General features: G+C 68.7%; 15 protein-coding genes. 3 read left to right on the top strand and 12 right to left on the bottom strand.

What is annotated here, in order from left to right; all coding sequences use genetic code 11:
* Positions 1-146 precede the first annotated feature (146 nt).
* The 6 genes from FB475_RS26140 to FB475_RS26115 all read right to left on the bottom strand — a co-directional run bounded on the left by FB475_RS26140 (position 147) and on the right by FB475_RS26115 (position 5,452).
* Entirely contained in the window at positions 147-1,238 is a 1,092-nt protein-coding gene (locus FB475_RS26140) for a hypothetical protein (protein WP_141859184.1), read from the bottom strand.
* A 127-nt stretch (positions 1,239-1,365) separates the two neighbouring features.
* Entirely contained in the window at positions 1,366-2,460 is a 1,095-nt protein-coding gene (locus FB475_RS26135) for a PP2C family protein-serine/threonine phosphatase (protein ID WP_141859183.1), read from the bottom strand.
* A gap of 63 nt (positions 2,461-2,523) precedes the next feature.
* Complete coding sequence (locus FB475_RS26130) at positions 2,524-3,351, bottom strand: Fpg/Nei family DNA glycosylase (protein WP_141859182.1); 828 nt, start codon at positions 3,349-3,351, stop codon at positions 2,524-2,526.
* Between the two features lie 171 nt (positions 3,352-3,522).
* On the bottom strand, positions 3,523-3,990 hold the full coding sequence (locus FB475_RS26125; protein WP_141859181.1) for a ribose-5-phosphate isomerase: 468 nt from the start codon (positions 3,988-3,990) through the stop codon (positions 3,523-3,525).
* A 17-nt stretch (positions 3,991-4,007) separates the two neighbouring features.
* Positions 4,008-4,757 carry a serine hydrolase gene (locus FB475_RS26120; RefSeq protein WP_238332418.1) on the bottom strand — a complete coding sequence of 250 codons (750 nt, stop codon included), beginning with the start codon at positions 4,755-4,757 and terminating at the stop codon, positions 4,008-4,010.
* Between the two features lie 80 nt (positions 4,758-4,837).
* A complete protein-coding gene (locus FB475_RS26115; protein ID WP_141859180.1) occupies positions 4,838-5,452 on the bottom strand; it encodes a mycothiol-dependent nitroreductase Rv2466c family protein in 615 nt (204 codons plus the stop codon).
* Positions 5,453-5,563: 111 nt separating this feature from the next.
* Here FB475_RS26115 and pepN point away from each other — a divergent pair, with 111 nt between their 5' ends.
* Together pepN and FB475_RS26105 are read left to right on the top strand one after the other, a co-directional pair.
* Complete coding sequence (gene pepN, locus FB475_RS26110) at positions 5,564-8,137, top strand: aminopeptidase N (protein WP_141859179.1); 2,574 nt, start codon at positions 5,564-5,566, stop codon at positions 8,135-8,137.
* A 171-nt stretch (positions 8,138-8,308) separates the two neighbouring features.
* A complete protein-coding gene (locus tag FB475_RS26105; protein ID WP_238332417.1) occupies positions 8,309-8,746 on the top strand; it encodes a hypothetical protein in 438 nt (145 codons plus the stop codon).
* Here the strand turns inward: FB475_RS26105 and FB475_RS26100 are convergent.
* Positions 8,743-9,735: an aldo/keto reductase gene (locus tag FB475_RS26100; protein WP_141859177.1), complete on the bottom strand. Its 993-nt coding sequence runs from the start codon at positions 9,733-9,735 to the stop codon at positions 8,743-8,745. The two genes, FB475_RS26105 and FB475_RS26100, sit on opposite strands and share 4 nt — an antisense overlap.
* A 243-nt stretch (positions 9,736-9,978) precedes the next feature.
* Here FB475_RS26100 and FB475_RS26095 point away from each other — a divergent pair, with 243 nt between their 5' ends.
* A complete protein-coding gene (locus FB475_RS26095) occupies positions 9,979-10,599 on the top strand; it encodes a hypothetical protein (protein ID WP_141859176.1) in 621 nt (206 codons plus the stop codon).
* Here FB475_RS26095 and FB475_RS26090 read toward each other — a convergent pair.
* From FB475_RS26090 to malQ, 5 genes are all read right to left on the bottom strand, one after another.
* Entirely contained in the window at positions 10,581-11,162 is a 582-nt protein-coding gene (locus FB475_RS26090) for a GNAT family N-acetyltransferase (protein ID WP_141859175.1), read from the bottom strand. The two genes, FB475_RS26095 and FB475_RS26090, sit on opposite strands and share 19 nt — an antisense overlap.
* Before the next feature lie 2 nt (positions 11,163-11,164).
* On the bottom strand, positions 11,165-11,566 hold the full coding sequence (locus tag FB475_RS26085; protein ID WP_238332416.1) for a DUF5130 family protein: 402 nt from the start codon (positions 11,564-11,566) through the stop codon (positions 11,165-11,167).
* Positions 11,553-11,831: an aa3-type cytochrome oxidase subunit CtaJ gene (ctaJ, locus tag FB475_RS26080; protein ID WP_141859173.1), complete on the bottom strand. Its 279-nt coding sequence runs from the start codon at positions 11,829-11,831 to the stop codon at positions 11,553-11,555. Before ctaJ ends, FB475_RS26085 begins: the two co-directional genes overlap by 14 nt.
* Positions 11,832-11,956: 125 nt before the next feature.
* Complete coding sequence (locus FB475_RS26075) at positions 11,957-12,460, bottom strand: hypothetical protein (RefSeq protein ID WP_141859172.1); 504 nt, start codon at positions 12,458-12,460, stop codon at positions 11,957-11,959.
* 76 nt (positions 12,461-12,536) lie between these two features.
* A complete protein-coding gene (malQ, locus tag FB475_RS26070) occupies positions 12,537-14,654 on the bottom strand; it encodes a 4-alpha-glucanotransferase (protein WP_141859171.1) in 2,118 nt (705 codons plus the stop codon).
* Positions 14,655-14,706: the final 52 nt, after the last annotated feature.

Genomic DNA, 14,706 nt, shown 5'->3' with positions numbered 1-14,706 from the left:
GGTTCCGTTACAGCAGTCAAGGCGGTTCGGTAACGATTGACCCCATGGATCCTCGGTTGTCCACAGCTAGCGGGAAATGCTCACGCACCGGGGGGTGTGGTGACCTCTCCGGTGCGTGAGCCGTTTTGTTGCCGCGGACAAGTTCGTCAGCGCGAATGGCGTCCGTGGCGGCGCAGGGTCGCGATCGATCCGCCGGCCAGCAGCATGCCGCCGAGCGTCATCAGGATGCCGCCCGTTGCGCTCGGCCCGTTGTCCGTCGTGGCAGCGACCGCTCGCGTCGGCGGGCCGGACAGACCGGCCTCGACGGCCGTCGGTACCCCGGTCGTCGTGGTCCGGTGGTGCGTCGGCGCGCTCGTCGGATGCGTGGACGACGGCACACTCGTCGGCGGCACCACCGGCGTCGTCGACGGAGTAGTCGGCGGAGTCGTCGCCGGTGTCGTCGCCGGAGTAGTAGGTGGCGTCGTAGGCGGCGTGGTCGGCGGCGTCGTCGGTGGCGTCGTTGGCGGCGTCGTGGGAGGTGTGGTCGGCGGCGTCGTGGGAGGCGTGGTCGGCGGCGTCGTGGGAGGCGTCGTTGGCGGCGTCGTTGGCGGCGTGGTCGGCGGCGTCGTGGGAGGCGTCGTTGGCGGCGTCGTGGGAGGCGTCGTGGGAGGCGTCGTGGGAGGCGTCGTGGGAGGGGTGGTGGGAGGTGTGGTCGGCGGTGGGGTGGCGTCGCAGCCCTCGACCCAGAAGACCTTCGACTTGGTGTCGTTGCCGATCGAGCCGTCGGCGTGGATCGTCACCTTCACGTGGTAACCCTGCTGCGGCTGCGGCGGTCCGCTGAACTTCAGCGTGTAGATCACCTCCGCGTCCAGGTCGGTACCACCACCGGCCGGATCCCCACCGATGAAGGGATTCTGGTCACCCGAGACCACCTGCACCCCGGCGTTCCCGGTCGGCGGCTGGTCGGCGAATTGCACGGTCGCGAAGTACGGCCCTTGTTCGTAGTTGTAGAACTGGACCTTGAACGTGCACCCCTGGTGCGGCTCGTTGTTCGGCGGATGGTCACCGAGCTCGACCCCGTCGATCTTGATCGTGCCGTTGTTCCCGGGCGGCGCGGCCATCGCCGCGAGCGGTGCGACCGCCGTACCCCCGGCTGGGCCGGACTGCAGGAGCAGTACACCGGCACCGACCAGAACTGTGAGCGCTCCAGCAGCCGCCGCGATTCCGGCGGCCTGAGCACGTACCCCCTTGCGAACCATCCCCGTTCCCCTGTCTCGCCGTGGTCAACCACAGGTCAGAGTGCGGGCGGGCATCTCTTCTGCAGTATGACCCTGTCGTTGCCCAAGTCAACAAACGGCGAGGATGACAACGAGAGACTTGCTTGCCTCAGGCATGCGCTTTGCGGTGGATGATGACGATCGCCGCGTCGTCCCCGGCGCCGCCCGCGGTCTCGACCAGCTCCCGCGCCGCGCCCTGGAACCCGTGCCCCACCAGCCGCTCGGCGTGCCCGGCGAGCCGGTCCGTACCACGGCCGATGTCCTGCCGCGGCGTCTCCACCATCCCGTCGCTGTACAGGAACAGCGCATCGCCGAGCTTCAGCTGCCCGTGGTTCACCGCGAACTCGGGCGACTCGACCAGCCCGAGCAACGGCCCGTCGGCATCCCTGGTCTGCCAGCGCCCCGACCAGGCGTCGAACTGGATCGCCGGCGGATGCCCGGCCGTGCGTACGTCGAACTCGCCGGTCGTGAGGTCGAGGACGACGTGCACGACCGTCGCGAAGTCGTCGTCCCACTCCTGTCGCCGGATGTAGCGGTTCGCGGACGGCAGGAACTCGTCCACCGGCACGACGCCGAGCAGGCCGCCGAACGCACCGGACAGCAGCAACGCGCGGGTCCCGGCGTCGATACCCTTGCCGGAGACATCGACCAGCGCGACCTCGAGCACGTCGTCGTACACCGTCGAGACGACGAAGTCCCCGGAGAACGTGGACGCTCCGGCGGACTGGATCCAGGACTCCACCAGCCAGCCCGGCGGGAGCTTCGGCACCGCTCCCTGCGCGGTCAGGGTGTCGCGCAACTCCATCAGCATCGACTCGCCCCGGGTGCCCGGTACGCCGAGCCGGCTGCGCACCTTGGCGCTGGTGATCATGATCCAGCCGACCACCAGGATCACCAGCACGAACCCGATCCGTTGCATCGTGAACCCGCGGGACAGTACGACGTACGCGCCGAACGTCGTGGTGATCGCGGTCAGCGCGACCAGCTCGCCGAACCGCAGCAGCATGCCCCCGACGACCAGCGGCACGACCAGGAACGACGCCGGTACGAACGTCGGCCAGATCAGGCCGGCGATCGAGATCACCAGCTGCACAAGCATCAGCGCTACGAACGCGACCCGGTGCGAACGACGGGCACGACGAGCCAGCGCCTCGACCCGGCGGCCGATGCGTCGTACCGGTGCAAGACCGCCGCTCTTCGTCATGGTGTGAAGAAGATAACGGTACCGATCGGTCCGCGCATCAATCCGAAACACAATCGAGAACTGTCAGCTCTTGCGGGTGAGACCGGTCCGCTGGCATTTGGGGCACCAGAACAAGTTACGGCCTGCGAGGATCTTCGTGCGGATCACCGACTGGCAGACGTAACACCGTTGCCCGTGGCGCCTGTACACGTACACCTCGCCCCCATGGTCGTCCTGGCGCGGGTCGCGGCCCATCGCCTCGGGCGTGTGGTCGTCGGCGACGGTGTCGATCCGGCCGGTCTCGACGCCGTACTTCATCAGCTCGAGCAGGTCGTCCCACATCCCCTGCCACTCGCGCTTCTTCACCACGTTGCCGGGCGTCATCGGGTTGAGTTTCGCCCGGAACAGCACCTCCGCGCGGTACACGTTGCCGACCCCGCTCAGTACGTCCTGGTTCATCAGCAACTGCCCGATCGGCAGCTTGCTGCGGTGGATCCGCTTCCAGGCGAGCTCCGGGTCGGCGTCGTCGCGCAACGGGTCCGGGCCGAGCCGGCCGAGCAACGTCGCACGCTCCTCGTCGGTGATCACCTCGCAGACCGTGGCGCCCCGCAGATCGGCGTACGCCGTGTCGTTCTGCAGGCGGACCCGGACCGCGCCGACCGGCTCGGGGACCGGCGCCGGCTTGATGTCCATCTTGCCGATCAGGCCGAGGTGGATGTGCAGCCAGCCGGCGCCCTCGAAGTCGGCGAGGAAGTGCTTGCCGTGGGCCTCGGTCTGCCGCAGGACGTGACCGTCGAGCAGGGCGGCGCCGTCGACGAACCGGCCCTGCGGGCTCGACGCCCGGACGGAACGGCCGCCGAACGCGTCCCAGACGTCGTTCGCCAGCCGGTGCAGGGTGTGACCTTCAGGCATGATTCCTCATATGGGGACGACAGGTGGTACCAGAGGGGGCAAGGCGCCGACGCCCACGCCGGCCGTGGTCGGCACCGGCCGGAGCATGCGCGCCCGGGACGTCTCCCGCCCCAGACAGCCGGTCAACCGCCGGCCCGTCCTGCCCCCGCCAACACCGGACGAAGAGGGCGATCAGGAGAGCGGCGGCAGTTCGCCGGTGGACTCGTAGGCGGTCAGCATGTCGATCCGCCGGCTGTGCCGCTCCTCACCGGAGTAGTCGGTCGCCAGGAACGTGTCGACGAATCCACTGGCCTCCTCCTCGCTGTGCATGCGCGCACCGATGCTGATCACGTTGGCGTTGTTGTGCTCGCGGCTGAGCCGTGCGGTGTCGGTGTTCCAGGCGAGTGCCGCCCGGACCCCCTTCACCTTGTTCGCGGCGATCTGCTCGCCGTTGCCCGAGCCGCCGATGACGACGCCCAGACTGCCCGGGTCGTCGACGACGGCCTGCCCGGTCCGCAGACAGTACGGCGGGTAGTCGTCCACGGCGTCGTACACCGCCGGACCGTGGTCCGTGACGTCGTGCCCGGCAGCCGTCAGGTGCTGCACCAGGTGGTTCTTCAGTTCGAAGCCGGCATGGTCGGAGCCGATATGCACTCGCATGGCAGGCAATCTACTTGTCAGCTCACCGCTGCGCGCACGCCGCCCGGCACAGTCAGCCCCGCGGTCAGCTGCGTCACAGCGGCATACGCCTGCTCGTACGGCGTTCCGCACGAGTGCAGCGTGTAAACGGCAACGATCGTCCGATCGCCCGCGCCGACGGTGCCTGTGGTGTGGAGAGCCTCGCTTACCAGGTCCACCACCGACTCGGGCTTGGCCTTGTCGGACCCGTAGCCGCTGGAGCCGTGGAAGCCGGACCACCCCTGCTTGATGCTGAAGTCCGGGGCGAACACCGACGGGATCCCGAAGTACTGGTCGAAGCCGTCGGTGCCGTACCGGGTCGCCTGGTGCAGGTGGCCCATCACGAACTCACGGATCGGCGGTGGAGCCTCCTCCAGCAGGTAGCGGTAGATGCGGACCGTGTCGGCGGCGGTGATGGCGACGTACCCCCAGAAGCCGGGGTGGGTGGCAGGCGGCCCGGATGTATGCGTCAGCCCGAGCCGCCCAACCATGCGCTCCACCAGCGCCGCACCGTCACGTTGGTCCCAGTAGTAGCTGGCCGCGTCGTCGTCACTGCTGCGCAGCATCACCTCGAGCCGCGCCCGGTCCTCGTCCGGTACGTCGTACTCCGGACCGCGGTCCCAGAGGAAGTCCAATGCGATCAGCAGCTTCACCACCGACGCGGACCGGAACCTGTGGTCCGCGTCCTGCTGATGAACGAACTGGCCCGTCTCGCGATCGAACACTGCGATGCCGGCGGTCACACTCATCTGGAACCTACTCACTACTGGACGAACTTCTGAGTGAGTAACTTTCACCGGCCGACGGCCCCAGATCAAGTCCTGGAGGGTCAGTCGAAGATCGGGCCGCGGTCCCGGGTGCGCTTGATCTCGAAGAAGCCCTCGGTGCCGGCGACCAGGCGAACGCCGTCCCACAGCTTGCCGGCCGCCTCACCCTTCGGCGCCGGCGTGACTACTGGGCCGAAGAACGCGGTGCCCTCGACCGAGATCACCGGAGTACCGACCTCCATGCCGACCTGGTCCATGCCGGCGTGGTGCGACTTCTTCAGCGCATCGTCGTACCGGTCGGTGTCGGCCGCCTCGATCAGCGACGCGGGCAGGCCGACCTCGGCCAGCGCCTCGGTGATCACGTCGCCCTTGCCGTCGCCGATCCCCCGGCCCTCGACGTGGATCCGCTTGCCGAGCGCGGTGTACAGCGGCAGCAGCACCTCGTTGCCGTGCTCCTGCTCGGCCGCGATCAGCACCCGCACCGGGCCCCACGCATTGCTCAGGAAGCTGCGGTACTTCTCAGGGAGCTCGTCGCGGCCGTCGTTCAGCACAGCAAGGCTCATCACGTGCCATGTGGTCTTCACGTCGCGGACCTGCTCGACCTCGAGCATCCAGCGAGACGTCATCCAGGCCCAGGGGCAGGCCGGGTCGAACCAGAAATCAGCGGAAGCGGTCATATTCCTCATCATACAAAGTTGAAACAACCCAGATACCGTCTTGGTATCCAATACCCAATGTCGGGGGGAAACCCTCGGCGAACCTGAGAGCCAGGTGCATAGGATGCGGACATGCCTGGAACCAACCTGACGCGCGACGAGGCGCGTTCCCGTGCGGGCGTGGTCAGCGACGTCAGCTACGCGATCGAGCTCGACCTGGCCAACGCCCCGACCGGTGCCCCGACCTACCCGTCGGTGACCACCATCACGTTCGCCGCCGAGGCCGGCGCGAGCACCTTCGCCGACCTGATCGCGGACAAGGTCCGCGAGGTGACGCTGAACGGTGCCGCCCTGGACCCGGACGTGGTCTACGACGGCGCCCGGATCCAGCTCGACGGGTTGGCCGAGCGCAACGAGCTGCGGGTGGTCGCGGACTGCCTGTACTCGCGGACCGGTGAAGGGCTGCACCGCTCGGTCGACCCGGCCGACAAGGAGACCTACCTCTACACCCAGTTCGAGGTGCCGGACGCCCGCCGGGTGTTCGCGACGTTCGAGCAGCCTGATCTGAAGGCCCCCTTCACGTTCACCGTCTCGGCACCGGCCCGCTGGGTCGTGATCTCGAACGCACCGACTCCGGAGCCGACGCCGTACCAGGGCGAGAACGGCGAGGAGCTGGCCCGGTGGGAGTTCCCGCCGACCGAGCGCATCTCGACGTACATCACCGCGGTGGTCGCCGGTCCGTACCACGTGGTGACCGACGTGTACGAGGGCCCGCACGGGACTTACCCGCTGTCGCTGCTGTGCCGTCCGTCGCTGAAGGACGCGCTCGACGTGGACGACCTGTTCGAGGTCACCAAGCAGGGCTTCGCGCTGTTCGAGGAAGCGTTCGGTACGCCGTACCCGTTCCACAAGTACGACCAGGCCTTCGTGCCGGAGTACAACATGGGCGCGATGGAGAACGCGGGCTGCGTGACGCTCCGCGACGAGTACCTGTTCCGCAGCCGGACCACCCACGCGGAGCTGGAAGCCCGTGCGAACACCGTGCTGCACGAGCTCGCGCACATGTGGTTCGGCGACCTGGTCACGATGACCTGGTGGGACGACCTGTGGCTGAACGAGTCCTTCGCCGAGTGGGCCAGTCACTGGGCGCAGGTGGTTGCCACGACGAAGTACAGCGACGCATGGACGACGTTCTGCAACGCCCGGAAGAACTGGGCGTACCGCCAGGACCAGCTGCCGTCGACGCACCCGATCGCCGCGGACATGATCGACTTCCACGCGGTCGAGGTGAACTTCGACGGCATCACCTACGCCAAGGGCGCCTCGACCCTGCGTCAGCTCGTCGCGTTCGTCGGTGAGGAAACCTTCGTCACCGCGCTGAAGGAGTACTTCAAGGACCACGCGTTCTCCAACACCGAGCTCGCCGACCTGCTGAAGCCGCTGGAGAAGGCGTCCGGCCGCGACCTCGACGACTGGACCGAGCGCTGGCTGCGGACCGCCGGCGTGAACACGCTGCGCGCCGACTTCGCGGTCGACGACGAGGGTGCGTTCACCTCGTTCGCGATCGAGCAGACCGCGGCGGAGAAGTTCCCGGTACTGCGTCCGCACCGCCTCGCCGTCGGGCTCTACCGCCGGACCGACGCCGGCCTGGTCCGCACCGAGCGCTTCGAGGTGGACATCGACGGCCCGCGCACCGAACTCCCGGAGCTGACCGGCGCGACCCAGCCGGACCTGGTGCTGCTGAACGACGACGACCTCACCTACGCGAAGATCCGGCTGGACGAGCGGTCCCGGGCGACGCTGGTGGAGTCGATCGACCAGCTCACCGAATCGTTGCCCAGGGCCCTTGCCTGGGGTTCGGCCTGGGACATGACCCGGGACGCGGAGATGCCGGCCAGCCAGTACGTCGGCATCGTGCTGCGCGGCATCCGGGCCGAGACCGACCTGACCGGCGTCCGCTCGCTGCTCAACCAGGCGAGCAGCGCGATCAACCAGTACGCCGCCCCGCAGAACCGGCCCGCCCTGCGCGCGCAGTTCGAGGAGGCGCTGGCCGCTCTGGTCGCGGACTCCGAGGCGGGCAGCGACCACCAGCTCGCGTTCGTCCGGGCCTACAGCTCGGCGGTGTTCTCCGACGCCGGTGCCGAGCGGCTCGCCGGCTGGCTGGAAGGACGCGACCTTCCCGAGGGTCTGGTCGTCGACACCGACCTGCGCTGGACGCTGATCGTGGCGCTGGCACGGCTCGGCCGGATCGGCGCGGACGAGATCGACGACGAGCTCACCCGCGACACCACGATCACCGGCCAGGAGCGGGCCGCCCAGGCCCGGGCCGCGCGGCCGACCGCCGAGGCCAAGGAAGAGGCCTGGCGGATCGCGGTGGAGTCCGAGGACACCCCGAACGAGACCCAGTTCCGGACCATCCTCGGCTTCCAGCAGCCGGGTCAGGAGGACCTGCTGCGGCCGTACGTCGACAAGTACCTGAACGCGGCCAAGGACGTGTACACGCGGCTGGGCTCGTCCATGGGCGAGAACGTGCTCGTCTACCTCTCGCCGCGGCACCTGGCCGACCAGGCGGCGCTGGACGCGCTGACCGGCTGGCTGGCTGCGGAGTCCGGGTCCGTGGACGCCCCGACGCTCCGCTACGTCACCGAGGCGCAGGCCGATCTCACGCGTGCTATCGCTGCGCAGGCGACGGATATCGCCAGCTGACGTTCCCTGACAGGGCCGGTCTCACCGTGAGACCGGCCCTCTCGCTTTTGAACCTCGACGTGGGGTAAGACTGGACCGGTGCCCGCCTCAGATCCCGCCTTGGCTGGTGCGGCAGCTGTTGCGCTGACCGGACTCGCAGAGGCGTACCGACCCCGGCCCGTCACTCCCCTGATGCCCTGGCGATACCCACACCGCTTGGTGAAGCCGTACATCATCACGGCGCGCGGGCGGCAGTGGGACGACGAGATGGTCGACATCGCGCGCGGCACTGCCACCCGGCAGCTCGACTTCGACGACGCGATGGGCTCGGTCGGTCTCGGTGTCGTCGTACTGCACCTGGGTGACGACGGTATCTACCTGGTCGTGCAGAGCTGGGCCCGCGACTTCCAGTCCCGGCTGAGCATCTTCAGCGGTATCGAGGTCGGCGACCTACGCCCGGCCCCCATCGGCGCCGCACCGTGCGTCTGGGAGCTGGAGGTCCTCAGCCACGAGCGGGCGTCGTACGTGAACCACATCCTGTCGGCGGACGTCGACGTGGACGCGTGGCTCGACGACGCCCTCGACACGCGTCCCAAGGTCCGGTACGACGGGATCCCCTCCGGGACCTAGTTGTGACCTGCTGCGTCGAGGCGTTGCCGCTGATCCGCTGTGAGTTCCAGATCGGCCGCAGCAAGGTTTTCCTCGATCTGCGCGACCGAGGACGCACCGACGAGCGCCACGGTCGGGATGTCGCCGCCCGTCAGCCACGACAGCACCACCTGGTTCGCCGTGGCGCCCGTCTCCTTCACGACCTCGTCCAGCGCGAGCTTGCGAACTCTCGTACCGGCGTGATCGTAGGACTCGTCGCCAAGCCTGTCGGCGCGCACGTACCCGCCACTGATCAGTGGTGAGTACGCCACCAGCGTGAGGCCCGGCTCGGCCCGCAAGTAGCTGAGCAGGTTGCCGTCGGCCACACCGATGCTGCCGTCCTTCGAGCGGAGCCCACCGAGATCGGTCCGGGCCCGGAAGTACGTGTGGTGGTACTGCAGGACGTCGTACGACGGCAGTCCTGCCTCGGCCGCCAGCGCCCGGTACCGCTCGAGCCGCCAGGTCCAGTAGTTGCTCAGCCCGATCAGACCGACCGTGCCGTCGTTCGCCAGCGTCCCGAACGTCTCGACCTGCTGCTCCAGCGGCGTGGCGTAGTCGTCGATGTGGGCGTAGTACAGGTCGACGTGGTCGCGGCCGAGGTTGTCGAGGCTCCGCGCCAACGAATCCTTGACCACTTTCGGCGACAGGCCCTCCAGGTGCTCGCTCAGCTGCTTGGCCGGTCGCGGCGGTCGCCCACCGACCTTGGTCGCGATCGTGAGGTCGTCCCCCACGCCGCGACTCTTGAGCCAGCGTCCGAGCAGCTGCTCGGACTCGCCGCCTTGTGTGCCGTTGACCCAGAACGCGTAGTTGTTGGCCGTGTCAATGAACGTGCCGCCGGCCTCGACGTACCGGTCCAGGACCGCGAACGAGGTCTGCTCGTCCGTCACCGTTCCCATCAGCATCGCCCCGAGGGCGATCGTGCTCACCCGGCGCTGTCGCGCGGGGTCGGATCCCATCGTCAGATAACGCATGACCGCAGCCAACCAACTAGAGCGCTGTCTAGGTCAAGACATTGCGGATCCGCAAGCACACGAACTCGGTGCGTGAGAGTCAAACGACCGCTGGTCAGCGGACCGTGAGGAGACAGGTGCGGTGCGCGATTTCCCTGTCCGGAAAGAGATTCTTGCCACCTGAAAGAGGCTCACTTATACGCCCGTTCGGATTAAGCTGCACCGGATGTATCAGACTGGGGCGATCTGGGGAGGGGCCCTGCTGTGACACGCGCCGATCACCGGAAGCGGAAGAAACAGCGTTCGCGCAGTGCCGTCAGCGCCGGCATCGTGGCCGGGCTCGCGCTGGCTGCTGTCTTCGGATACATCCTGACCCGGGGTTCGCCCCAGGGGCCGGCGGCCGACGGGCTGCGGATGGGTTCCGGGACCGACAACGGAGCCGCCGCGCCGGCGCAGAGCGCGACCGGCACCGTCACGAAGGGCGATCGCAAGCCACCCGTCGCGGCGACGACGAAGCCGACCGTGACCCAGCCGTCGACCAAGGCTCAGCCGGTCACGCCGCCGCCGGTGGACACCGGCCCGACCTCGCCGAAGTTCAAGCACGGCCAGTGGATCGCCGTACTGGACAAGTACCCGGCCGACGCCGAGCAGAGCGCCCGGGACACCGCGAGCAGGGTCACGCGAGCCGGCATCCCCGCGAAGGCGATGTTCGTCAACGGGCAGTACCCGGGACTCACGGACAGCTCACTGACCCCGGTCACCGGCACGTGGGTGGTCTACCTCGGCCCTGGCACGTCCTCGGCGCAGATGCTCAACCTTTGCCAGGACCCGCGGACGCAGGCGGCGTACTCGAGTGCCTGCCCGACCTACGAACCGGCCGGCTGAGGTACGGCGTCAGTCGCGAGCCGCGCGTGCAGGTGCGAGTCGTGCCGATGCCCTGTCGGCTCGACGTAGTAGTCGCGCATCACACCTTCGAGTTGGAAGCCGGCGCGTACGGCGACGTGGCAGGAGCCCTCGTTGACGAGCGAGTGGTCCAGTGAGATGCGATGCAGGCGCAGACCGTCTGCCGCGAAGCCCCAGCGGGCAGCTGCATCCAGGACCCGCGCACCGAGCCGGCGGCCACGCACCGCTGGGCTCACCCAATAGGCCGCGACGGCCTGGTCGGGTACGCGGTGCACGTCCCGCAGCGTGACGCTGGCGATCACGTTGTCGGTGTCGCTGTCCGCTACCGCGAAGACAGCGTTGCCACGCGACCAGCTGTCGATCCGTGGCTCCAGCCACCTGCGGGCCCGCAGGTCCGCAGGTGAGCTGAGTACGGCGGTCCCGGCCGTCCACCGCAGGATGCCGGGGTCTTGCAGGGCCTCAGCCACTGCAGCCTCGTCGGACGCGACGAACGGGCGGAGTACCACGTCGCCGAGGTCGATGCGACGCGGCTGCAGTGCGGCCACAGTTAGAGCTTGTGCGGCTCGTTGTTCGCGTGCAGCAGCGGTGGCTGGTGCGCGTGCGCACCAAGCTGCTGTACGCCGGTCACCAGGCCACCGGCCAGGTCACCGGTCGCGAACGACGTCTGCATGGTCAGCGCGGCCAGCCCGGCGGAAGAGTCCGACAGCTGCCGGCGAGCCAGCGAGCCGGTCACGATCTCGAGCCGGCGGCCGGCCGGGTCGACGTACACCAGGACGGAGCTGTCCGGGTCGTCGAGCTCGTTCAGCAGCTCGATCGCGAACGGGCGGGTCTCGGAGTCGGCGCCACCGACGTAGACCGAGAAGTGCAGGCCGGACGCCTCCTCGGCGTTGCGGACCGCGCGCTCGATGTCGTGGAGCTGGTCGGGGGTGAATGCGTCACCAGCTGGCACTTGCGCCTCCGATCGTGCGGGCGACGCCGGCGGCGGTCGCGGGGGCAGCCGGAGCGGGCTCGAGCTCGGGCAGGTTCGCGGGGTCGGGCTTGGTGGCGGTCGGCCCGTTGATCCAGACCGGCGGTGCCCACCAGGACAGTCCCGGACGGTACCGCGGGCCGTTCGCGATCGAGGAGGCGAACGTCAGCAACGCCACCACCGCGATCACCAGCACCGGAATCCCGACGAACACCAGCAACGAGTGCCCGGACAATTCAGCAATCACGTCTCGAAGCCTAGTACCCCGCTGCTGCCGGAGGAGCCACCGCCCCTCCAGCAGCAGACAGCGGGATCAGCAACCGCCGCAGTCCCTCACCACAACCCGCGCGAAGCGCGGCAGCTCTTCTCTTGTCAGCAACCGCCGCAGTTGTAGTAAGTGATGTCCCAGTGGGAACCCTCGTCGGCGTAGATGTTGCCGGCTCCGGACCTCCACTGCGGGTAGCCGTCGGCCCGGTCGGCGATCCGGGCGAAGTTGTTGTGGATGTAGTTCCCGACACAGGTGTACTTGGAGATGTCGACCTTGTACCCGTTCCAGTGGCTGTACGTCCCACTGGCGTGCCCGGTCTCGGTGCCACCGGTGATGTTGATCGCGCACCCGCTGGCGGTCTTCAGCGTGCGTACGCCGTAGACGGTGCTGTCGTTGATCTGCTCGAAGGACGTGCAGGTCGCCACATTGCGGTTGGTGCAGTTGCCACTGGACGACCAGGTGATGCCGGCGGCCCGGAAGATCGAGGCGGCCTGCGATTGCGTCAGCTTGGTCAGGGCGGACGCCTGCTCGATCACCACCACGCCGGGCAGCAGCCCGACGGCGACGGCGACCAGCGGAACAAGGATCCGACGGAGCAAAGATTTCATGGGGACACTCCTCGAAAACGGGGCGGTTTTTCAAGGAATGAACTTCCCACGAAAGATATTGCCGAAACGTCGGTCGCTAAATGTTCAGCGCACCGATCAGCCGGCGCAGGCGAAGGTTGTTCGGGAGGTCCTCCACGAGGACGGGATCGCCGTGCGGACCACCGAGCGGGACGCGCCAGTTCGGGTACTCGTCGGTGGTCCCTGGCTGGTTCTGCGTACGGCGCTCGCCGACCGCGTCCGTCAGCGCGACGCCGACGAGCTTCGCGGGCGTGTGCGCGACGTACCGGTGCAACGCCTCGACGATGCGCTCGACGTCGCCGTCGGTGTTGCTGAGCAGGTGGCGCTCGCGGAGCGCGTTCAGCCACGCGTCGCGGTCTGCCTCGTCGACGGCGAGCTCCTCGGCCACAGGTCGTGTGAGCAGCCCCAGGCGGTTCCGGAGCTCTACATGGTCGCCGGCGAGGTACCCAGCTGTCGGTGGGAGGTCGTGCGTCGTCACGGTCGCCAGGCACAGCTCGCGCCAGCGCTCCGGTGCCAGCGGCTTTCCGTTGGCGTCACGCTCGAACCACAGCACCGACGTACCAAGAACGCCCCGCTCGGTGAGGTAGTCCCGTACCCACGGCTCAACAGTCCCGAGGTCCTCGCCGATCACGGTGACCCCGGAGCGCTGCGCCTCCAGGACGAGGATCCCGACCAGCGCCTCATGGTCGTACCGCACGTACGTGCCCTCAGTAGGCCGCTCCGGAGACGTCACCCACCACAGCCGGAACATGCCGAGGATGTGGTCGATCCGCAGCCCGCCACCGTGCCGCATCACGGCCCGCACCAGCTCCCGCCAGGCCGCGTACCCGGTCTCGGCCAGGGCGTTCGGGCGCCAGGGCGGCTGTGACCAGTCCTGTCCCTGCTGGTTGAACGCGTCCGGCGGAGCGCCCACGTGGATGTTGCGCGCGAGCACGTCCTGCAGCGCCCACGCGTCGGCGCCATCGGGATGCACCCCGACCGCCAGATCGTGGACGACGCCCAGCGACATCCCGGCTGCTTTCGCCCGCGCCTGCGTGCGGCCCAGCTGCTCGTCCAGCTGCCACTGCAGCCAGCAGTGGAACTCCACCGCGTCCGGATTCTCGTTGCGGAAAGCAACAACCGCGGGTGCCGCCGGCTCCTGCAGCTCCTCCGGCCACTTGCTCCACTCCGGCCCGTGGACGTCGGCGATCGCGGCCCAGGTGGCGAAGTCGATCAGCCCCTGACCCTCCCGGTCGCAGTACGCGCCGTACTCCGCGATCCGCCCCACCGACGGATGGACACGGAACAGGATCTGCAGCGCCTCCCGCTTCGCGGCCCAGACCGTGTCCCGGTCGATCGCGGTCACGTCCTCGCTCAGCGCCCGCGCCTGCAGCGCCAACGCCCGGACCTGGTCCCGCTCCATCGGCGCGAGGTCGCCGTACTCGTCGATGTCCTCGATCCGCAGGTAGATCGGGTTCCCGAAGCGGCGCGACGCCGGCAGGTACGGCGAGGGCTCCATCCGGCCGGCCAGCTCCGCCGCGTGCAAGGGGTTCACCAGGACGAAGCCGGCGCCCAGGTCGTGTGCCGACCACGCGGCAAGGTCGCCCAGGTCGTGCAGGTCGCCGATACCCCAGGAGCGACGGGAGCGTACGGAGTACAGCTGCAGGACCCAGCCCCACGTGCGGTGCAGCTTCTCGGGGTGGAGCTTCTTCGGCGTGACGATCAGCGTGCTGACCGAGATCTCCGGGCTGCTCCCGATCCGCGCGCACAGCCGGTGGTAGCCGATCGGCAGGTCCCCCGGCAGCTGGAACGTCGCCTCGCCCACCTGGACGCCGTCGACCCACTCGGGCTCGACCCAGTGGTCCTGCTGCGGGAGGTCGCGCCGCTGCCCGCCGTCCTCCAGGTCGACCCACACCTCGGCCGTCGACCCGTGTGGCAGGTGCACGGCGAACCACGGGGTCCACCCCTGTCGCATCACGACGGTAGGAGGCAACGTACGACGCCAGCGCGTCTGCCGGTGCTCCGCCAGAGCGAGAGCCGCCTTCTCGGGCGTGGAGGCGTCCACGCCCAGAGCGGCGAGCACATCGGAGACAACCTCACTGGAGACGATCACATGCTCGCCTTGCCAGTCCCAGTACTCCGTGGCCACGCCATGGGCGACTGCAAGCTCGACAAGGGCCGGAGTAGGAGCTGTCACCCCAGCGAGTCTGCCGTATCAACCGCAGGTACGGCCAAACGGCGCGCGTTGC

It is taken from the genome of Kribbella jejuensis, assembly GCF_006715085.1.
Classification (GTDB): Bacteria; Actinomycetota; Actinomycetes; order Propionibacteriales; family Kribbellaceae; genus Kribbella; species Kribbella jejuensis.
The sequence above is the reverse complement of the archived record's forward strand: the minus strand, read 5'-3'. Positions and strand labels throughout refer to the sequence as shown.

Bases quoted from the DNA above. Each gene is read 5' to 3' on its own strand.
- FB475_RS26140 (WP_141859184.1), bottom strand. From the start codon at position 1,238: ATGGTTCGCAAGGGGGTACGTGCTCAGGCCGCCGGAATCGCGGCGGCT.
- FB475_RS26135 (WP_141859183.1), bottom strand. From the start codon at position 2,460: ATGACGAAGAGCGGCGGTCTTGCACCGGTACGACGCATCGGCCGCCGG.
- FB475_RS26130 (WP_141859182.1), bottom strand. From the start codon at position 3,351: ATGCCTGAAGGTCACACCCTGCACCGGCTGGCGAACGACGTCTGGGAC.
- FB475_RS26125 (WP_141859181.1), bottom strand. From the start codon at position 3,990: ATGCGAGTGCATATCGGCTCCGACCATGCCGGCTTCGAACTGAAGAAC.
- FB475_RS26120 (WP_238332418.1), bottom strand. From the start codon at position 4,757: ATGAGTGTGACCGCCGGCATCGCAGTGTTCGATCGCGAGACGGGCCAG.
- FB475_RS26115 (WP_141859180.1), bottom strand. From the start codon at position 5,452: ATGACCGCTTCCGCTGATTTCTGGTTCGACCCGGCCTGCCCCTGGGCC.
- pepN (WP_141859179.1), top strand. From the start codon at position 5,564: ATGCCTGGAACCAACCTGACGCGCGACGAGGCGCGTTCCCGTGCGGGC.
- FB475_RS26105 (WP_238332417.1), top strand. From the start codon at position 8,309: ATGCCCTGGCGATACCCACACCGCTTGGTGAAGCCGTACATCATCACG.
- FB475_RS26100 (WP_141859177.1), bottom strand. From the start codon at position 9,735: ATGCGTTATCTGACGATGGGATCCGACCCCGCGCGACAGCGCCGGGTG.
- FB475_RS26075 (WP_141859172.1), bottom strand. From the start codon at position 12,460: ATGAAATCTTTGCTCCGTCGGATCCTTGTTCCGCTGGTCGCCGTCGCC.